Consider the following 16,837-nt stretch of genomic DNA (forward strand, 5'->3'; position numbering starts at 1 on the left):
GTGTCCGGACCCGAGAGGGCCGGACACCGGCACCGCCACCCGTCGGGCTCGTCGAACCCGTCAGCGCGTGCGGGCGGCCGGCCCGCCGAAGTGCCGGACGAAGAACCGGACGGCACCGTCGGCCTCGAACCGCGGCAGCCCTTGCGTCGGCCCGCGTTGGCGTGCAGCGTCTTCTCCTACGAGGCGAAGGCGTCGAACAGCGCCAGGCCGGCCTCATGCGGGATGTGCTCGTCGTCCCACTGCATCGCGTACTCGACCGGCACGGTGATCAGCTTCGCCTGCTCGGCCAGCACGTCGGGCCAGTGCCGGCCGAACACCGCGGCCGTGATCCTCGGCTCGGCCGCGACGAAGGGCACGCCGATCGCGGTGCCCGTGTTCAGGCCGAACCAGCCGACCGGCCCGTCGGGGCCGATCTCCGGCAGCCGCTGGAGGGCGTCCAGGACGGCCCGCCACTCGGGCACCGCCTGTGTCCGGCCGCATGGGCGTTGTAGCGGACGACGACCGGGCCCTCCGGCTCGCCGGCCGCCCGCGCCCGGTACAGCTCGGCGATCTCCCGCTCGTCGTGCGGGGTGCGCGGCCGGTCGCCGGTGGCGGGCGCATCGACGCAGGCGACGTGGAAGCCGCCGCCGGCCACGAGGAGCCGGGCGCGGCCGGCCATCGCCGGATGCTTCTTGTGGGTGCCGCCGCCGTGGCCCGACAGGACCAGCGGCGCGCCGTCGGCGCCGGAGGCGGGCGACCGGAGGACGGCGGGGATCCCGTCCACGGTGAAGTCGCGCTCGACGACCCCGTCCGCGGACGACCCGGCGGTGGACCGCAGAACATGCATGAGGTGGTGCCCTTCGGGAGTCCGCCCGGTGAGTCGAGGCGCTCCCGGCGACGGCTACACCGTCCGCTCGACCGTGACGACGAGAGGGAGCACCCGCACGGAAACCGCGTTCACGGGTCTCACCTCCTCGGGCAGTCGCACGGCCGCCCGTTCGGTACCAGCCCGGGCGCCACTCCGTCCGGGGCTTCTCCCGCAGGGCAGTCGGAGGCGTGGGAACGCCCGTCCCGGGCAGACGTCCTGCAGGCCCGAAGCGAGGAGGTGAGGGTGATGGCCAGGATCCGGATCGCACCCAAGCCCGGCCGCGGCCGCCCGCGGCCCCCGCTCGACCTGCGGACCCCGTCCGGCCGCCCGCTGCCGTACTGACAGGGCGTCGACCGTTCAGCCCCGGCTCCGACCGCCTCCGCGGCCTCGACCACCACGGCGTGACCGGACGTGAACCGAAAGAGCCTCAGCACCCGGCCGTCCCGGCCGGGTGCAGCTCGTACAGGGCGAAGGCGTGCTTGACGACCGGCTGCGCCACGTTGCGCACCGGCACCCGCCCGCCGTCATGCCGTGCTCGGTGCCCGCGTGCGCGTGGCCGTGGACGGCCAGGTCCGCCGCGGCACCCCGTGCGCGTAGGACGCGTAGGAGGCGACACTGCCCGCGAGCGCGAAGCGGTGGCCGCTCGCCTTGAGCAGCCGGGCCACCTGCTCGGTCGCCTCCAGGATGCCCTGCGAGGGGTCCTGGCCGCCGTTGCCGCGGTCGAGGGGGCGGTCGGGTCGGAGCGGGGGAAACCGGGTGCGGTCACGCCGGGACCTCCTGTGGTCGCCGGTCCGCACCGGCCCGGCGGACCTGCTCGCACCGCTGCCGGCGGGCCGTCCGTGGACGAGGCCGCGTCCGACACCGGTCCGACCGTCCCGGGCGGCCGGCCATCCGTCCGGGACACCTTGTCGGGCTCCGTCGGGGGGACGGGCTGTCGGGCTTCTTGCCGACCCGGCCCGGGCGGAACCCGGATCCGCCGGGCCGACGCGCACCGGACGGCGTTTCGCCAGCTCGGCAGCCGGGCAGGCGAGACCGGTACTCCGCGACCGAACCACCCGGGGAGGAGCCATGGAGGACATCCCGCAGGGCGGCGCCGGGGGAGTGCCCGGCCACCACGCCGACGAACACCACGGCGACCGCAACGACAGGGGCGACCGGGATGAACGGGGCGACCGGGACGACCGGCGGACACCGACCGTGAAGACCGTACGGGCGGGCACCCCGGTGGCCGAACAGGAACCCGAGGGCCGGCAGACCGAGGACGAGGACCCGCCCGACCCCGGCTGACCACCGTCCGTCCGGACGCACGAGGGGACGCGTCATGGAACACGAGGAATTCCTCCGCCTGGTGCACGACACGGGCGGCTACGAGGACGACGGCACGGACGAGGCCGTCACCACCGTGCTCGGCCTGCTCGGCGAACTGCTGGGCACGGCCTCCGCCGAGGCCCTGGCCGACCAACTCCCCGAAGAACTGGGCGACCTGGTGCTCCCCGAACCGGACACCGAAGCGGCCAGCTGGACCGCCGAAGGCTTCCTCGGCCGGCTCGCCGAAGCGCGGGACACCACCGTCGACGAGGCCGCCGTGGACGCCTCCGCCGTCCTGCGGACCGTGGCCGGGGCCGTCGACGACAGCGAACTCGACGCCCTCGTGACCGAACTGCCCGCCGGCTTCTCCGAGCTCCTCGGACACCCCGAACTCACCTGAGAGCCCCACCCGCCACCCGTGAGGAGTCCGCCGTGCCGAACCTTCCACACCCCCGCAACACCGCGGCGCAGCGCCCCGCCGAGGAGCAGACGCGCCACGAGCGAGCCCTCCTCGCCGCACTCGGCGAACTCCTCGACGACCTCGCCGCCCTCGGGCCGGGCGAGGCGAGGTTCGGGCGCAGGCCCTCGGTCGTCGTCCGCCGGCCCGCCACCCGCCCGGGGCCCGCCGACCTCGGCGCGACCGCCTGAGCCGGCAGCGGCCGGCTACCCGCGGGTTTCGTTCCGGGGGCTGACTTCGCCGTCCGCGAGGTCCACACTGGTGCTGTGACCAGCCCACTCGTCCCCCCGGCGCGCCCCGCACCCGCGGCGGCGCCTTCGCCCCGCGGGCGGACGGGCGGAGCCGTGCCGCGGCGCCGCGGACACCTGGTCGCGGCCGAGGCCCAGGACAGCGCCGCCGTGTCCGTGCTGCGGCACGCCCTGCTCAGCGAGGTCGGCCACTGCCCGCCCGGCGGATCGGTCACCGTGGACCTCGGCGCCCTCGCGCGGTGCTCCGACGCGGGCATCGCCGTCCTGCGCGAGGCGCTCGACGCGGCGGCCGCCCGCGGGATCGAACTCCGGCTCACCGGCCCGCACTCCGCCGTGTGCCACGCCCTCGGCCTCGTCGACGTCGGAGGCTGGCACATCGCCGCCCCCCGGCGCCCCTGACGGGACCCGAGCCGGGGCGACCCCCAAGGGCGCGGGGAACTGCGCAGCCCGGGGGCGGGTGTCACGACAGTACGGGTCAAGCCGTGATGTGTACGGTGGCCCGCATCCGAATTGCGCAGTTCTCCCCCCAGCCTTCGGCCGGGAGGTGCCCCACGCGCCCCTGGGGGTGACCTTCCCCGCGTCCCTGGGGGAGAAGCACGGTTGACCCTCGGCGACTGCGGGTAGCCGCCGCATGTGCTCACCATCGGCGTGGAGGAGGAGTACCTCCTGGTCTCCCCGGCCACGGGGGTGCCGGTGGCGCGTGCGGCGAGGGTCCTGGCCGAGGCCGGTCTGCATCCCGCGGTGACCCACGGTGAGGTGCAGCGCGAACTGCTGCAGGCCCAGTTGGAGGTGGCGACCCCGGTCTGCCGGAGCCTCGACGAACTCGGCGGGCACCTGCTGCGGCTGCGCCACTGCCTCACCGGTGCCGCCGAGGCCTGCGGCTGCCGGCTCGCCGCCTGCGGCTCGGCCCCGTTCACCGACCGGCTCCCGGTGCCGGTCACCCCCTCGGCGCGTTACCGCCGGATGCGCCGCGACGCGCCCGCCCTCACCGACGAACAGCTGATCAACGGGATGCACGTGCACGTGGGCGTGCCGGGCCGGGCGGAGGGCGTGGCCGTGCTCAACGGGCTGCGCCCGTGGCTGCCCGTGCTGACCGCGCTGGGCGCCAACTCGCCGCTGTGGCGGGGCCGGGACACCGGCTTCGCCAGTTGGCGCACGGTCGTCTTCGGCCGTTGGCCGGTCAGCGGTGTGCCCCCGTCGTTCGCGGACGGCGCCGACTACGACCGGCGGATCCACCGACTGGTCGCCACCGGACTGATCCGCGACACCGCGCAGGTCTACTGGCAGGCCCGGCTCTCCGAGCGCTACCCGACCGTCGAGGTCCGCACGACCGACGTCCAGTTGCGGGCGGACGAGGCCGTGCTGCTCGCCGGGCTCGTCCGCGCCCTGGCCGCCCGGGCACTGGATCCCCGCCGGGCCGCGGCCGTGCCGCCCGCCCCGCCCGAGCTCCTGCAGACCGCCGCCTGGTACGCCGCCCGGCACGGCCTCGCCGAACGGCTGCCCGACCCCGTCACCGGTAATCTGGTCCCGGCTGCCGAGGCCGCCGCCACGCTCCTCGCCCGCGTCGGGCCGGAGCTCAGTGCCGACGGGGATCTGGAACGCGTCGACCAGGCCCTGCGCCGCCTGCTCGCCGAGGGCAACGGCGCGGTGCGCCAGCGCCGCGAGCTCCGACAGACCGGCCGCAAGGGCCTCGTCCGCATGGTCACCGACGAGACGGCCGGCCTGCTGGACTGAGGCCCCGGCGACGTCCGGCGCCGGGGTGTCCGGGGCCGGCACCCGTCATGGGCCCCACTCGGGGCCGCGGAGACGAGGAGGCGGGCCATGCACAGGTCCAAGCAGTACCGGCTGGTCTTCGACGAGTCGCCGACCGAAGTCACCGTGATCGCCACCGGCGCGAGGGGCGTCAGCGGTACCGAGGTGTACACCGACGAGTCGGGCACGGTGCGCGCCGAGATCGAGGCGGACGGCACCGTCCGGTCCGTCGTCACCGCGCGGGACCTCGGCCGGCCGCGCAGCGCGGAGCCGATCGTCTGAGGGGAACCGACGTCTCGGGGTTGGGACGACGATTATCGGGCAGATGCATCGACTCAGGCGATTCCGGTGCGAGCCCCGAGGCGCTGGAACGCGGAAGGACCGACCGGAACGGGTGCACCGTCATGGCCACCGTCGTACGAAGACTGCCGCTCAGCCGGCAGCAGGCCGCACTCTACGAGCGGGCCGGCGAACTCGGATGGGCGGTGCGCCGCGAGCCCGGCGACCGGACGCGCAACGAACGCCTGCTCTTCACCCGTCCCGGACGCTCACTGATGGCCGTCTTCACGCACGACGGCGCCTTCGCCTACGCGAGCGCCTCCGGTCCCGGTACCGGCGTCGTCGAACTGGACCTGCCCGGGACGCTGCGGGAACTGGCGAGCACGTCCCCGGCGCCGGCCGCGCAGGCCGTCCGAGCCGCACCCCCCGAGGAGACGCCGCCGGCCGAGTCCAGCACCACGGCGGGCATCTCGGTGCCCGAACCGCCGGAACTCCGTACGGCCTGGGGGCCGTGGCCGCTGCTGGTCGTCGGGCTGCTGGTCCTCTGCGTCCTGGTCTTCATGGTGGCGCGGATCTTCGCCTGAGCAGCACCCCCGGACCCTGGGGGCCGGCGGGAGGACGCCATGACCGACGAACGCGCAGGACTGTCGGACCACCGCGTCCGCCACCTGCGTCCCGGACAGGAACACGCGCTGGCGACGGCGATGGCCTTCGTCCAGCAGACCCTCGACGACTGGTACCCGGCCGGCCGCGACCGGGCCGAGACCCGGCGCGTCCGGGAGGACGCCTTCCTGGTGGCCGACGAACTGGTGGCCAACGCTTGCGCGCACACCCCGGGGCCGACCCGCCTCGACCTCGACAGGGCCGGACGGCGGCTGAGGATCTCGGTCACGGACGGGGACTCCGCACCGCCCGTCCTCCTCCACCCCTACCGGCCCGACGCGACCTCCGGCCACGGGCTGCAGATCGTGGAGCGGCTCGCCCTGCGGTGGGGCCACCGGCCCGTGGGCGGCGGCAAGACCGTCTGGGCCGAGCTGCTGCCGCCGCTGCCCCAGGTCAACGGCTTCCCGGTCGATCCGGGTCGGCTCGAATGACGCCGGCGACGGACGGCGGCCGTCAGCAGGCGGTGCCCTCGAACCGGCGGGGATCCGTGAGCTCGATGTCGAAGACGGTGTCCGCTTCGGTCACTTCCAGGAGGCGGACCACCTGCGGGCTGGGCGAGGCCAGGCGGAAGCCGATCCCCGCCGCCAGGGCGATCTGCCGGGCGCGAAGGAGTTCGTTCAGGCCGGCGGAACCGCAGAAGTCCAGCGCGGCACAGTCCACCGTGAGCAGCTCGGGCGCCGGCTCCTCCAGCAGTGCCCCACCCAGGGCCTCGGCCAGGGCGTCCGAGGTCTCCATGTCGACCTGTCCCGCCAGTGCCAGCCTGCACACCCCCGGCGGGGCGGGGCGGCGGGTCACGCGGAACTCGGTTTCCACGGTCCGTTCCTCTCGTCGGCCGGGCCTCCCGTAGCGGGAGGTCACCAGTTCGACACTGGCCCATTCGGGTGCCCGTCCACAGCACCGTGAGCGAAGCGGCACGGTTCCGCCGTCCTGAAAACGAAGAACCTCCGGCTTCGTGGCGATCCGATCGGTCCGACCGGTTTGTCACGCTCCGCCGCCGACGCCGGAGACGGCCGTTCGTTTCCCGGGGGCGTGGGCCGGGCAGGCGCGCGCACAGATTCAGGGCGGGACCCCCGGAGCGGGCGGCCCCGCACCCCTGGAGGAGGCTCCCGTGCATCCCGTCATCCACGTCACCCACCGCTCGCCCACGCCCGGCCTACGGGTCGTCCAGCTGGCCGGGGAGGCCGACACCGGCAGCACCGAGACGCTGCGCGCCGCACTGGACAAGGCGCTGAGCCGCCTCCCGGCGCCCCACACCGTCGTGGTGGACTGCTCCGGCCTGGAGTTCTGCACCACCGCGGGCCTGAACGAACTGATCGTCGCCCGGGAGCGGGCCGCGGCGAACGGCATCGCCTTCCGGCTGAGCGAGCCGCGCGAGCAGCTGGCCCAGCTCCTCCGGGTGACCGGAACGCACGAGCTGTTCGACGTCGAGCCCGCCGCCCTGCTGGAAGGCCACCTGTCATGACCGTCGTCAGGGTCTGCGCACGCCCCCTGCCGGCCTCGACGTTCATCGCCGGCGGGGCGGACGCGGTGCGGCGCCCCGAGCACCTCGCACCCGCCGCCCGGCCGGTCGTCGACGCCCTGTCCGACCTGCCCGGGGTACCCGCCCGCACCGTCAACGCCGTCCGCCTGAACGGCGGCGTCCAGGCCGCCTCCGGCCTGCTCCTCGCGGCGGGGAAGCCGCCGCGGCTGTCGGCGGCCGTGCTCGCCTGCACCCTCCTCCCGGTCACCTGGGCGGGCCACCGCTTCCGGGAGGCCGAGGACGAGGGCGAACGCACCCAGCAGCGCATCCACTTCCTCAAGAACCTCTCCATGCCCGGCGGCCTCCTGATGGCCGCCCCCGCCGACGAGGACGGCCACCACCTGCTCCCATAGGACGGCTCCCGCCGGTGGGGCGGGCGTGTATCGCGGGCGTATCGAAAACCGCATACGCCGCCGCAACGCCCCACCGGCTCGAATGGGGGCATGAACCTCGACGCCTCCCCGTCCGCACCGCCCCGCCGCACGCTCAGGGCCGGGCTCCTCGGCCTGGCGGTCCTCGGCCTGGCGGGCGCCGCGTTCGTCGTCCGCCGGCCGCTGATGATGTCCGCCCCGCGGTGCATGGCCGGGCGGTGGCACGGCTGCTTCGACACCTTCAACGGGGTGGTGCTGATGACGCTGGTCGTGCTGCCGCTGTCGGTGCTGGTGGCGTGGGCCCTGGCGCACCGCCGACGTGCCGCCGGGGCCGGCCGGGCGTGGCGGAGGTCGCTGGCCGAGGTCGGCATGGTCCACGGGACGGTGCCGTTCGTGTGGATGACCATGATGCCGGGCGGCGGGGCCGGCACCGTGCCCGCCCGGGTGAGCCTGGTGCCGCTGCGGGACCTGGTCACGATGGGGGCGCTGGGGATCGTGGGCAACCTGCTGGTCTTCGCGGCGCTGGGCTTCTTCGCGCCGATGCGGTTCGCGGCGCTGGCGTCCGTGCCTCGCGTGCTGGCGCTCGGGGCGGGCTGCTCCGTCCTGGTCGAGACCGCGCAGTACGTCCTGCAGCTGGACCGGGTGTCCTCCGTGGACGACGTCCTGGTCAACGCCGTCGGCGCCGGGCTGGCCGGCCTCGCCTCGCGCCGCTGGTGGCGCACCGCGGACCGGGCGCCGTCGGAGCCGTCCCGCCCCGCGCCGGTCGCGGCTTAGGCTTCCGGCATGCGCGTACTGATCGTGGAGGACGAGCCCTACCTGGCCGAAGCCGTCCGGGACGGCCTCCGGCTGGAGGCGATCGCCGCCGACATCGCCGGCGACGGCGACTGTGCCCTGGAGCTGCTCGGCGTCCACTCCTACGACCTCGCGATCCTCGACCGGGACATCCCCGGCCCCTCCGGCGACGAGGTCGCCCGGCGCATCGTCGCCTCCGGCAGCGGCATCCCGATCCTGATGCTCACCGCCGCCGACCGGATCGACGACAAGGCGTCCGGGTTCGGGCTCGGCGCCGACGACTACCTCACCAAGCCGTTCGACCTGCGGGAGCTCGTCCTGCGGCTGAGGGCGCTCGACCGCCGACGCGCGCACCTGCGGCCGCCGGTCCGCGAGATCGCGGGCCTGCGGCTCGACCCCTTCCGCCGGGAGGTCTTCCGCGACGGCCGGCACGTCGCGCTGACCCGCAAGCAGTTCGCGGTGCTGGAGGTCCTGGTCGCCGCCGGCGGCGGGGTCGTCAGTGCCGAACAGCTGCTGGAGCGGGCCTGGGACGAGAACGCCGACCCCCTCACCAACGCCGTCCGCATCACCGTCTCCGCGCTGCGCAAGCGGCTCGGCGAGCCGTGGATCATCGCCACGGTGCCCGGCGTCGGCTACCGCATCGACACCGGCACGGACACCACCCGCCCGTGAACAGACGGCCCGGGCCGAGCGCCCGACTCAAACTCACCCTCAGCTACGTCGGGTTCCTCGTCGTGGCCGGTGCCCTCCTGCTGGGCGTGGTGTGGCTGTACCTGCTGCGCTACGTCCCCGACAACAGCCAGGGCCTGCTCGGGGTGTCGCCCAACCGCTACCTCCTGGTGCACACCTTCGCCCCCGCCGCGGCCGTGGCGATGGCCTTCCTCCTGGTGTTCGGCCTCGTCGGCGGATGGATCCTCGCGGGCCGGATGCTCGCTCCGCTCACCCGGATCACCGAGGCGGCACGGACGGCCGGGAAGGGCTCGCTGTCCCACCGGATCCGCATGGAGGGCCGGCAGGACGAGTTCCGCGAACTCTCCGACACCTTCGACTCGATGCTCGACCAGCTGGAGTCCCACGTCGCCGAGCAGCAGCGGTTCGCCGCGAACGCCTCGCACGAACTGCGCACCCCGCTGGCGATCACCCGGACGCTCCTCGACGTCGCCCGCAAGGACCCGACGCGGAACCCGGGCGAGGTCGTCGAACGCCTGCACGCCGTCAACACCCGGGCGATCGACCTCACCGAGGCGCTCCTGCTGCTCGGCCGCGCCGACCGCGGCAACCTCCCCCGCGAGGACGTCGACCTCTCCCTGGTGGCGGAGGAGGCCGCCGAGACGCTGCTGCCGCTCGCCGAACGGCGCGGGACCACGCTGGAGGTCACCGGCGGGGCGGCCCGGACGAGCGGCTCCGCGGAACTCCTGCTGCGGATGGCGACCAACCTCGTCCAGAACGCCGTCGTCCACAACCTGCCCGCCGGCGGCACCGTGACGGTGCACACCGGGACGCAGGGCGGCACGAGCGTGCTGCGGGTCGAGAACACGGGCCGCCCGCTCCCGCCGGACCTGCTGCCGACCCTCACCGAACCCTTCCGGCGCGGCACGGAACGCGTCCGCACCGACGAGCACGAGGGCGCCGGCCTCGGCCTGGCCATCGTGCACAGCATCGTCCGCGCCCACGGCGGGACGCTCGACCTCGCCGCGCGCCCCGCAGGCGGCCTGCTCGTCACGGTCCGGCTCCCCGGCACGTCGTAGGCGGCACCCCCGCCCGGTGACCGGACGGCCGTCAGGGCGCTGCGGTGTCGGCCGCCGGCGGCCTCGGCCCGTCGTCGTCGCGGCCCGCCGCCGGGGAGGGCGCGGCGCTGCTGCCCGCGCCCTCCCGGTCGGCGGCCCGCTCCCGGCCGCGCCCGCGTTCCGACGGCCCGGTGCCGCGGTCGTCCCGTCGGGCCCGGCCGCGGCCCGCCTCGGGGTGTTCCTCGGGGTGTGCCTCCGGGTACGCCCGGCGCCGGATGCTCACGGTCCCCTCCTCACGCCGCGCCGCGGTCGGACACGTAGTCCCGCACCCGGTCGATCAGGCCGACGCCCGGGGCCAGCACCTTGCGGGCGGCCGGCGAGGAGGGCGCGCCGGGGTGCGGCCGGGTCGGTGCGGTCGCCTTGGAGCGGCGCACCTGGTTGCCCAGCACCTCCAGGTCGGCCTGGCTGCAGGCCGCGCGCAGGGCCGGGAAGAGGTTCTGCTCCTCGTCTCGGATGTGCGAGGTGACCTCGTCGACCAGGGTGGTCGTCAGGGTGTCCAGCCGGGGGTCGCCGGCGTCCTTGCCCTCGATCTCCTTGAGCAGCCGCTCGACCTTCGCGTGGTCCTCGACCTCGCGGTCGGCCATCGCGTCGCCGCCGCCCACGTACTCGCGGACCGCGGGGTACAGGTGGGCCTCCTCGGCCACGGAGTGCCGGACGAGCTCGATCGTCACCTCGTCGAGCAGCGACTTCCGGTGTTCCCCGGTGGCCTGCATGATCTGCGCGAAGAGCTCCTCGACCTCGCGGTGGTCGGTCTCGAGTTCCTTGATGACGTCGCCGCCGTGGCCTGCCATCGCCGCCTCCTCGGTAGGGGCCCGCCCGGTGCGGGCCGTGACCGGCGGGTGCCCCGTCCGGCCGGGTGCACACGTGCCGTCCGGCGGACGTCCCCCGGACGGCCCGATGGCTTCCGTCACAGCGGGTAGACGACGCCGCGAAGGACCGACCGGGGGACGGAACGGACGGCAGAAGGTGGACGGCATGCGTTTCCACGACCGCGAGCAGGCGGGCCGCGACCTCGCCGAGGCGCTGTGCAGACAGCTCGGCGGCGTACCGCCGGATCCGCTGGTGCTCGCCCTCCCGCCCGGAGGAGTGCCGGTCGGCGCGGCCGTGGCGACCGTCCTCGGGGCGCAGTTCGACGTACTCGTCGCCCGGCTCGTGCGCGCCCCGGACAGCCCCGAGGTCCCGGTGGGCGCGCTGCTGCCCGGCACGCCGCCGCAGTGGCAGGAGCACGCGCTGCGCACGATGGGCCTGACGAAGCAGCGGCTGGCCGGGGAGGTCGCCGACGGGCGGGCGGAGGTGGACCGCTGCGAGGCGCTCTACCGCGAGGACCGGCCGTTCCCGCGGGTCCGGGGCCGGACCGTCATCCTCGTCGGCGACGGCCTCGCCACCGGCGTCGTCGCGCGGGCCGCGCTCTGCCGCCTGCGCGAGCAGCGGCCGGCCCGGCTGATCATGGCCGCGCCGGTGAGCGCCGCCCGCGCCACCGCCGCCGTGCAGCCGGTGGCCGACGAACTGGTCTGCCCGCACCGGTCCTGGTACCTGCGGGACGTCGGCGACTGGTACGAGGACTTCCATCCGCCCTCCGACCGGGAGGTGCTCGACGCCATGGCGACCGTCCCCGCGGCCTCCTGACCCCGCCGCCGTCCTCGTGTCCGCCCCGGGTGCGGGTCGACCGGCGTAGCGTCGAAGGTCCGGGGCACGAGTCTGGTGGTGGAGATGGAGTCGTTCCTGTTCGACAGCGCGAGTCTGGACGCGACGGAGGAGTTCCTCTCGTCCGCCTACACGCCGATGCGGATCGGCGGCCCGGTCGAGGACGCGCGGGTGCGGATCAGCCGGCGCGCGGTCGGCCCGCTGTCGGTGGACCGCCTCTCCTTCGGCTACACCATGGGCTACGACGCGGGCAGCCTCGGCAAGGTGTGCCTGATCACCGTGCACGCGGGCACCATCGTCGACCTCACCGACGGCCGCGAGGAGGTCTTCGGCTCCGGGGAGACCTTCCTGATCGCGCCGCCCGACCGCCCGTACCGCGGCGAGGTCCGCTCGGCCCGCTACACCATCGCGATGTTCGACCCGGCGCTGCTCGCCGACGCCGCCCCGGCCGTCCCCGCGGGCGGCGGGCCCGTCCGGCTGACCGGCCCCCGCGCGGTCACGCCCGAGGCCAACCGCCAGCTCACCGCCGCCGTGGCCTACCTCCGCGACGGCGTCCTCGACAACCCGGCCGCCTGCGAGTCCGACCTGCTGGTGTCCAGCGCCGCCCAGCACCTCGCCACCGCGACCCTGGCCGCCCTGCCGCACAACGCCCGCACCGACCCGGTACCCGCCGACAGCCGGGACGCCACCCCCGCGACCCTGCGCCGCGCCGTCGCCTTCATCGACGACAACGCCGACCAGGACCTCACCCTGGCGGCCGTCGCCGCGGCGGCCTGCGTCACGCCCAGGGCCCTGCAGTACTCCTTCCGCCGGTACGCCGGGTGCACCCCGCTGGCGTACCTGCGCCGCGTCCGGCTCGCCCGGGCGCACGCCGACCTCAGGGCCGCCACGCCGCAGGACGGGCTGACCGTCACCGGGGCCGCCGCCCGCTGGGGCTTCGCCCACCCCGGCCGCTTCGCCGAGGCCTACCGGCGCGCCTACGGCGTCGCCCCCTCCGTCACCCTCAGACGCTGACCGCCGCCGGCCCCGCTCACCGCGGGTCGGGTGCCACGGCGAGGGGGCAGGACGCCGTGACACCCGTGCACCGCCTCTGGGCAGCGCGGCGGGCTTCAAACCTGCGGGTCCGGCGGCCGGCTCCGGCGGCGGTGGCTGGTGTCGCAGAACGGGAAGCACCGGCTGCGCCGGCAGGCGCACAGGGCGACCACCGGCCGCTCGCTCACCTGCCGGGTGCCGTCCGGCAGGACGACCTCCACCGGGCCCTCCACCAGGAACGGCCCGTCCTCGGCGACGGTGACCCGCCGCGGCGCGCGCTCAGACGGGCCGGACACCGCGGACCACCACCAGTTCCTCCTCGCGCTGCCCCGGCGCGATCAGGCCGCGCTCCTCGAACCAGCCGGCCCGGGCGGTCATCACCGGCCCGAACGGCTGGCGCAGCCGTGCCGCGATGCCGACCCGCAGCCCGGCGCGGGCGAGCGCGGCACAGGTCGCCGGGACGCCGGCCACCGCCGACTGCACCACGAGCAGCACCCCGCCCGGCGCGAGCAGCGCCGGGGCGTCGGCGCAGATCCGGTCCAACAGGGCGCGGCCGTCGCGGCCGGCGTCCCAACTGCGAGCGATCCCGCGGCGGGGCGGCGCCGACCGGCTGGGCACGTACGGCGGGTTCGCGGTGATCAGGTCGAACCGGGCCCCGGCGACCGGGGCCAGCAGATCGCCGTGGCGCAGCCGCACCCGGCGGCGGTTGAGCAGCAGATTGGCGGCGGCGGCCGCCAGGGCACGGCGGGACACGTCCACCGCCGTCACCCGGGCACCCAGCGCCGCGGCGGCCATCGCCACCGCCCCGCTGCCGGTGCACAGGTCGAGGACCCTCCGGCCGTCGAGCACCTCACGCTCCAGCGCCTCGGTGAGCAGCCGGGTGTCCCCCTGGGCCGGGTACACGCCCGGCGGGGTGATCAGAAGCATGGTGCGCGCCTGCCCGCCGGTCCCGAACCGAACCGCGGAACGCCCTGGTCGGCGGGGGGCCGGAGGACCCCGTGCAGGAGTTCCAGGGCGGCGAGGACGGCCGCGCGGCGGATCCCGTCGCGGTCGCCGGCGGCGGGGGAGGGCTCGGCTGTGGTGGTGCCGCGCGGCGAGGCGAGGGCGACGAAGACCGTGCCCACCGGGTGGCCGTCCTGCGGGGCCGGCCCCGCGACGCCGGTGGTGGCCAGGCCGTACCACGCCCCGGTCAGCCGGCGGACGCCCTCGGCCATCTGCGCGGCGACCCCCGCATCCACCGGGCCGTGCTCGCGCAGCAGGGCCGCGTCGACCCCGAGCAGGCCCTCCTTCAGCTCGGTGGCGTAGGCGACCACGCCGCCGCGCAGGACGGCGGAGGCACCGGGTGCCTCGGCGAGCACCTGACAGAGCGCGCCGGCGGTCAGGGACTCGGCGGCGGCGACGGTGTGGCCGGCCGCGTCCAGCGCCGCGGTGATCTGCCGGGCGAGCCGGGCCGGCCGGTCCAGCCGGCTGCCGGGGGAGGGACGGTCGGACACGGTCGGCTCCTCGCACGAACGGCCGTCAGGCCGGCGGGCCGTCGCCGAGCGGCACCCGCAGCGAGCTGCGGCCCCGGCCCCAGGCATCCAGCAGATGCCCGGCCAACCGGTCCTCGACCGCGCCGGTGGCGGCGATGCCGAAGGCGATGTCCGCGGCCAGCGCCGGGTCGCCGGCCACCAGCGGCTCCAGCACGGTGCGCCGCACCAACTGCTCGTGGACGGCGTCGGCCACCACGTGCTCCCGGTAGAACAGCGTGCCGTCCGGGGAGGCGCCGAGGCGCTCCAGCGCACGGGCCAGCCGGGCCGCCCCCGGCGGGGAGGTGATCTCGACCGCGGCGAACTGGCCGACCGCCGCGCCGCGCAGCGCCCGGTGCAGCCCGAACAGCGACATCAGGTTGACCACCGCCAGGGCGGGGGCGGGGACGGCGTCCAGGTAGTGGCCGTAGCGGGTGTCGAGGCCGAGGTCGGCCATCATCCGCCCGAACAGCAGCGCATGCGCCCGCTCGGGCCGCCCCGACCCGTACTCGTCGTACTGCACGGTCATCAGGGCGGCCTTCGCCGGGTGCGGCAGCCGCGGGACGGCCCACAGCTGCGGGTCGGCCTCCTTCAGGTGGTAGAGCGACCGGTGCACCACGTACTCCCGGGCCTGCCAGCGCTCGCCGCGCTCCAGCAGGTGGAACGAGGGCCCCGTCCCGTCCGGCGGCTCCACGAGCAGATCGGCGACCACCCCGTCCAGCGGGCCCGGACCGCCCACCGCCCCGCGCAGCGCCGCGAGGAACGCCGCCTCCAGCCGGGCGCGCAGCGCCAGCAGACCGGTGTCCCACTCCCAGGCCGGATCGACCCCGTGGAACCCCTGGTAGTGGAGCTCGTAGCAGACGTACAGGGCCAGCTGCGCGTCCTCGCCCCACGGGTCCCCGACGTCCGCCGGGCAGCCGGGCCCGGTGCCCGGCGCGGCGGTCAGCGCCTCCAGCACCAGCGCGGACAGCGGGCCGCGGGCCGCGGGCAGGACGGGCGCGGCAGGGGCGGCGGGACGCAGGGCGGTCGTCATGCGGGAACCTCTCTCACGGGGGCCTCGGCGCGCTCACGCACCGCGGAGTTCGAGCGTGCAGCACTTGGGACCGCCGCCCGCCTTCAGCAGCTCGGGCATCTCCACCGGGACGGGGCGGTAGCCGCGCGCGTGCACCTGTGCGGCCAGGCCGGTGGCGGCCCGCGGCAGCACCACGTGCCGCCCGTCGCAGACCGCGTTCAGCCCGAACACGGCCGCGTCCGCCGCCGCCCCGCGGACGGCGTCCGGGTACAGGGTGGCCAGCAGCCGCCGGCTCGCGGCGGAGAAGGCTGGCGGCCAGTACATGATCTGATCGTCGCCCAGCACGGCCAGCGCGGTGTCCAGGTGGTAGAAACGCGGATCGACCAGCTGCAGGGTGACCACCGGCAGGCCGAGCAGACGCTGCGCCTCGCGGTGGGCCGGCGCGGTCGTCCGGAAACCCGAACCGGCCAGGATCCGCCGCCCGGCGACCAGCAGGTCGCCCTCGCCCTCGTTGACCAGGCTCGCCGTGTGCACCGGCCGGAAACCCGCCCCCGCGAACCAGCGGCGGTGGGCCGCGGCCTCGCCCGCGCGTTCCGCGTGCTTGAACCGCGCCACCAGCACCCGCCCGTCCACCACGGTGGCGCCGTTGGCCGTGAACACCATGTCGGGCAGCCCCGGCAGCGGATCCACGGTCGCCACCTCGTGCCCCAGGCCACGCAGCACCGCACAGAGCCGCCGCCACTGCCGCTCCGCCGCGGCACCGTCGACCGGACGTCCCGGGTCCATCCACGGGTTGATCGCGTAGTCCACCGCGAAGTGCGTCGGCGGGCAGAGCAGGTACCGCCGACGGCGGGGTTCGGGAACGGGCGGAGGGATCGGCGCACGGGTCATGGTCAGAAGCTCCCGGTCGGGCCCGGTGCCGGGGCCTTCCGGCACGCGGTCTGCGCCGCGCCTACCCGGGGCCCGCAGGGACACACGTCCACCGGCCCCGGGCCGCGCCGGGTCACGACCGGTGGAACCTCCGCCGCAGCCGCGCGATCCGCGCCGTCCGTCCGGCGTGCCCCCGCGGACACCCCGAACCGCGGATCCGCCCGGGATCCGACCAGGCGTGGGCCGCCCCCGGGCGGGTAGGCGCGACGGTACGACCGACCGGCGCGACGCAGACCCACGGAGGTGGCCCCGTGAGCGAGGACATCGACTCCGACTCGGAGCCCACGGTGTGGGCGCTCACCGTGCAGGAACAGGAGATCGGCCCACCCGTCGCGGAGGCGTTCATCGAGGTCGGGCGGCGGTGGCACGCCGAACTGCTCACCCACGCCCTGGAGAGCGGCTTCCTGCTGGCAGCCGGCGACGCGCCGCAGAGCACCGCCGTGGTGGTGATGAACGGCCCGCTGGTCGACCGGCTGCTCTTCGTCGGCGGCCGGCAGTCCTGGGAGCCGGTGCCCAAGCCCGCGGCCTCCCCCGAGTGGCGGACCGCGGCCCGCGAACGCGGCGAGGTCCTGGTCGTCGTCGTCCCGCCCGGCACCTGCCTCACCGGCGGGGCCGACGGCGACCCGCAGGACGAGGCCGACGGCCTCACCCGCGGCCTCGCCGCCCCCCGCGGGGGGGGGGGGGGCGG

The 16,837-nt window shown here is 75.9% G+C and carries 25 protein-coding genes and 2 pseudogenes; 16 read left to right on the forward strand and 11 right to left on the reverse strand.

Features of this window, described 5'->3' with window-relative positions; translation table 11 throughout:
• Window positions 1-60: 60 nt before the first annotated feature.
• The 3 genes and pseudogenes from ABD353_RS21945 to ABD353_RS21955 all read right to left on the reverse strand — a co-directional run bounded on the left by ABD353_RS21945 (window position 61) and on the right by ABD353_RS21955 (window position 1,644).
• A pseudogene (locus ABD353_RS21945) lies at window positions 61-826 on the reverse strand (alpha/beta hydrolase).
• 448 nt (window positions 827-1,274) lie between these two features.
• Window positions 1,275-1,429, reverse strand: a pseudogene (locus ABD353_RS21950) (metallophosphoesterase); the annotation flags it as partial.
• Complete coding sequence (locus ABD353_RS21955; RefSeq protein ID WP_344625340.1) at window positions 1,372-1,644, reverse strand: hypothetical protein; 273 nt, start codon at window positions 1,642-1,644, stop codon at window positions 1,372-1,374. The pseudogene ABD353_RS21950 and the gene ABD353_RS21955, both read right to left, overlap by 58 nt.
• A gap of 271 nt (window positions 1,645-1,915) precedes the next feature.
• Here ABD353_RS21955 and ABD353_RS21960 point away from each other — a divergent pair, with 271 nt between their 5' ends.
• The 8 genes from ABD353_RS21960 (at window position 1,916) to ABD353_RS21995 (ending at window position 5,985) form a co-directional block, all read left to right on the forward strand.
• Entirely contained in the window at window positions 1,916-2,134 is a 219-nt protein-coding gene (locus ABD353_RS21960; RefSeq protein WP_344625341.1) for a hypothetical protein, read from the forward strand.
• 34 nt (window positions 2,135-2,168) lie between these two features.
• Window positions 2,169-2,555, forward strand: coding sequence for a DUF2267 domain-containing protein (locus ABD353_RS21965; protein WP_344625342.1), 387 nt, complete (start codon window positions 2,169-2,171; stop codon window positions 2,553-2,555).
• A 32-nt stretch (window positions 2,556-2,587) separates the two neighbouring features.
• Window positions 2,588-2,803 carry a hypothetical protein gene (locus ABD353_RS21970; protein ID WP_344625343.1) on the forward strand — a complete coding sequence of 72 codons (216 nt, stop codon included), beginning with the start codon at window positions 2,588-2,590 and terminating at the stop codon, window positions 2,801-2,803.
• Window positions 2,804-2,878: 75 nt separating this feature from the next.
• Window positions 2,879-3,259, forward strand: coding sequence for an STAS domain-containing protein (locus ABD353_RS21975; RefSeq protein ID WP_344625344.1), 381 nt, complete (start codon window positions 2,879-2,881; stop codon window positions 3,257-3,259).
• 234 nt (window positions 3,260-3,493) lie between these two features.
• Window positions 3,494-4,594, forward strand: coding sequence for a carboxylate-amine ligase (locus ABD353_RS21980; protein ID WP_344625345.1), 1,101 nt, complete (start codon window positions 3,494-3,496; stop codon window positions 4,592-4,594).
• 87 nt (window positions 4,595-4,681) lie between these two features.
• Window positions 4,682-4,894 carry a DUF6296 family protein gene (locus ABD353_RS21985; protein ID WP_344625346.1) on the forward strand — a complete coding sequence of 71 codons (213 nt, stop codon included), beginning with the start codon at window positions 4,682-4,684 and terminating at the stop codon, window positions 4,892-4,894.
• Window positions 4,895-5,016: 122 nt separating this feature from the next.
• On the forward strand, window positions 5,017-5,475 hold the full coding sequence (locus ABD353_RS21990; RefSeq protein WP_344625347.1) for a DUF6480 family protein: 459 nt from the start codon (window positions 5,017-5,019) through the stop codon (window positions 5,473-5,475).
• 39 nt (window positions 5,476-5,514) lie between these two features.
• Window positions 5,515-5,985: an ATP-binding protein gene (locus ABD353_RS21995; protein WP_344625348.1), complete on the forward strand. Its 471-nt coding sequence runs from the start codon at window positions 5,515-5,517 to the stop codon at window positions 5,983-5,985.
• A gap of 22 nt (window positions 5,986-6,007) precedes the next feature.
• Here the strand turns inward: ABD353_RS21995 and ABD353_RS22000 are convergent, their stop codons facing one another.
• Window positions 6,008-6,367: an STAS domain-containing protein gene (locus ABD353_RS22000; RefSeq protein WP_344625349.1), complete on the reverse strand. Its 360-nt coding sequence runs from the start codon at window positions 6,365-6,367 to the stop codon at window positions 6,008-6,010.
• 295 nt (window positions 6,368-6,662) lie between these two features.
• Here ABD353_RS22000 and ABD353_RS22005 point away from each other — a divergent pair, with 295 nt between their 5' ends.
• The 5 genes from ABD353_RS22005 (at window position 6,663) to ABD353_RS22025 (ending at window position 9,984) form a co-directional block, all read left to right on the forward strand.
• Window positions 6,663-7,016 carry an STAS domain-containing protein gene (locus ABD353_RS22005; protein ID WP_344625350.1) on the forward strand — a complete coding sequence of 118 codons (354 nt, stop codon included), beginning with the start codon at window positions 6,663-6,665 and terminating at the stop codon, window positions 7,014-7,016.
• Window positions 7,013-7,426 (forward strand): DoxX family membrane protein, encoded by a 414-nt coding sequence (locus tag ABD353_RS22010; protein ID WP_344625351.1) that lies wholly within the window; start codon window positions 7,013-7,015, stop codon window positions 7,424-7,426. The genes ABD353_RS22005 and ABD353_RS22010 overlap by 4 nt, the downstream gene beginning before the upstream one ends.
• Before the next feature lie 90 nt (window positions 7,427-7,516).
• Window positions 7,517-8,218 carry a VanZ family protein gene (locus ABD353_RS22015; RefSeq protein WP_344625352.1) on the forward strand — a complete coding sequence of 234 codons (702 nt, stop codon included), beginning with the start codon at window positions 7,517-7,519 and terminating at the stop codon, window positions 8,216-8,218.
• A gap of 9 nt (window positions 8,219-8,227) precedes the next feature.
• Window positions 8,228-8,908, forward strand: coding sequence for a response regulator transcription factor (locus ABD353_RS22020; RefSeq protein ID WP_344625353.1), 681 nt, complete (start codon window positions 8,228-8,230; stop codon window positions 8,906-8,908).
• Window positions 8,905-9,984: a sensor histidine kinase gene (locus tag ABD353_RS22025; protein ID WP_344625354.1), complete on the forward strand. Its 1,080-nt coding sequence runs from the start codon at window positions 8,905-8,907 to the stop codon at window positions 9,982-9,984. Before ABD353_RS22020 ends, ABD353_RS22025 begins: the two co-directional genes overlap by 4 nt.
• Window positions 9,985-10,015: 31 nt before the next feature.
• Here the strand turns inward: ABD353_RS22025 and ABD353_RS22030 are convergent, their stop codons facing one another.
• Both ABD353_RS22030 and ABD353_RS22035 read right to left on the reverse strand, forming a co-directional pair.
• Entirely contained in the window at window positions 10,016-10,246 is a 231-nt protein-coding gene (locus tag ABD353_RS22030) for a hypothetical protein (protein WP_344625355.1), read from the reverse strand.
• A 10-nt stretch (window positions 10,247-10,256) separates the two neighbouring features.
• The gene (locus ABD353_RS22035; RefSeq protein ID WP_344625356.1) at window positions 10,257-10,814 is read right to left on the reverse strand and encodes a hemerythrin domain-containing protein; all 558 of its coding nucleotides are present in this window, start codon (window positions 10,812-10,814) and stop codon (window positions 10,257-10,259) included.
• A gap of 184 nt (window positions 10,815-10,998) precedes the next feature.
• Here ABD353_RS22035 and ABD353_RS22040 point away from each other — a divergent pair, with 184 nt between their 5' ends.
• Window positions 10,999-11,649 (forward strand): phosphoribosyltransferase, encoded by a 651-nt coding sequence (locus tag ABD353_RS22040; protein WP_344625357.1) that lies wholly within the window; start codon window positions 10,999-11,001, stop codon window positions 11,647-11,649.
• Between the two features lie 84 nt (window positions 11,650-11,733).
• Complete coding sequence (locus ABD353_RS22045) at window positions 11,734-12,681, forward strand: helix-turn-helix domain-containing protein (protein ID WP_344625358.1); 948 nt, start codon at window positions 11,734-11,736, stop codon at window positions 12,679-12,681.
• Between the two features lie 95 nt (window positions 12,682-12,776).
• Here the strand turns inward: ABD353_RS22045 and ABD353_RS22050 are convergent, their stop codons facing one another.
• The 5 genes from ABD353_RS22050 to ddaH are packed head-to-tail and all read right to left on the reverse strand — an operon-like array spanning window position 12,777 to window position 16,110.
• On the reverse strand, window positions 12,777-12,995 hold the full coding sequence (locus ABD353_RS22050; protein WP_344625359.1) for a CDGSH iron-sulfur domain-containing protein: 219 nt from the start codon (window positions 12,993-12,995) through the stop codon (window positions 12,777-12,779).
• Entirely contained in the window at window positions 12,979-13,626 is a 648-nt protein-coding gene (locus tag ABD353_RS22055) for a HemK2/MTQ2 family protein methyltransferase (protein WP_344625360.1), read from the reverse strand. The genes ABD353_RS22050 and ABD353_RS22055 overlap by 17 nt, the downstream gene beginning before the upstream one ends.
• Window positions 13,617-14,192, reverse strand: a complete 576-nt coding sequence (locus tag ABD353_RS22060; RefSeq protein ID WP_425555224.1) for a CinA family protein — start codon at window positions 14,190-14,192, stop codon at window positions 13,617-13,619. The genes ABD353_RS22055 and ABD353_RS22060 overlap by 10 nt, the downstream gene beginning before the upstream one ends.
• A 25-nt stretch (window positions 14,193-14,217) precedes the next feature.
• Window positions 14,218-15,240, reverse strand: a complete 1,023-nt coding sequence (locus tag ABD353_RS22065; RefSeq protein WP_344625361.1) for an iron-containing redox enzyme family protein — start codon at window positions 15,238-15,240, stop codon at window positions 14,218-14,220.
• Window positions 15,241-15,273: 33 nt separating this feature from the next.
• The gene (ddaH, locus tag ABD353_RS22070; RefSeq protein ID WP_344625362.1) at window positions 15,274-16,110 is read right to left on the reverse strand and encodes a dimethylargininase; all 837 of its coding nucleotides are present in this window, start codon (window positions 16,108-16,110) and stop codon (window positions 15,274-15,276) included.
• Window positions 16,111-16,400: 290 nt separating this feature from the next.
• Between ddaH and ABD353_RS22075 the strand changes: the two genes are divergently transcribed.
• The coding region (locus tag ABD353_RS22075) for a hypothetical protein (RefSeq protein ID WP_344625363.1) at window positions 16,401-16,837 on the forward strand (437 nt) is incomplete at its 3' end.

The sequence above is a fragment of the Kitasatospora arboriphila genome (assembly GCF_039528095.1).
Taxonomy (GTDB): Bacteria; Actinomycetota; Actinomycetes; order Streptomycetales; family Streptomycetaceae; genus Kitasatospora; species Kitasatospora arboriphila.

Bases quoted from the DNA above. Each gene is read 5' to 3' on its own strand.
- ABD353_RS21960 (WP_344625341.1), top strand. From the start codon at position 1,916: ATGGAGGACATCCCGCAGGGCGGCGCCGGGGGAGTGCCCGGCCACCAC.
- ABD353_RS21965 (WP_344625342.1), top strand. From the start codon at position 2,169: ATGGAACACGAGGAATTCCTCCGCCTGGTGCACGACACGGGCGGCTAC.
- ABD353_RS21985 (WP_344625346.1), top strand. From the start codon at position 4,682: ATGCACAGGTCCAAGCAGTACCGGCTGGTCTTCGACGAGTCGCCGACC.
- ABD353_RS21990 (WP_344625347.1), top strand. From the start codon at position 5,017: ATGGCCACCGTCGTACGAAGACTGCCGCTCAGCCGGCAGCAGGCCGCA.
- ABD353_RS21995 (WP_344625348.1), top strand. From the start codon at position 5,515: ATGACCGACGAACGCGCAGGACTGTCGGACCACCGCGTCCGCCACCTG.
- ABD353_RS22010 (WP_344625351.1), top strand. From the start codon at position 7,013: ATGACCGTCGTCAGGGTCTGCGCACGCCCCCTGCCGGCCTCGACGTTC.
- ABD353_RS22015 (WP_344625352.1), top strand. From the start codon at position 7,517: ATGAACCTCGACGCCTCCCCGTCCGCACCGCCCCGCCGCACGCTCAGG.
- ABD353_RS22020 (WP_344625353.1), top strand. From the start codon at position 8,228: ATGCGCGTACTGATCGTGGAGGACGAGCCCTACCTGGCCGAAGCCGTC.
- ABD353_RS22035 (WP_344625356.1), bottom strand. From the start codon at position 10,814: ATGGCAGGCCACGGCGGCGACGTCATCAAGGAACTCGAGACCGACCAC.
- ABD353_RS22040 (WP_344625357.1), top strand. From the start codon at position 10,999: ATGCGTTTCCACGACCGCGAGCAGGCGGGCCGCGACCTCGCCGAGGCG.
- ABD353_RS22045 (WP_344625358.1), top strand. From the start codon at position 11,734: ATGGAGTCGTTCCTGTTCGACAGCGCGAGTCTGGACGCGACGGAGGAG.
- ABD353_RS22055 (WP_344625360.1), bottom strand. From the start codon at position 13,626: ATGCTTCTGATCACCCCGCCGGGCGTGTACCCGGCCCAGGGGGACACC.
- ABD353_RS22065 (WP_344625361.1), bottom strand. From the start codon at position 15,240: ATGACGACCGCCCTGCGTCCCGCCGCCCCTGCCGCGCCCGTCCTGCCC.
- ddaH (WP_344625362.1), bottom strand. From the start codon at position 16,110: ATGACCCGTGCGCCGATCCCTCCGCCCGTTCCCGAACCCCGCCGTCGG.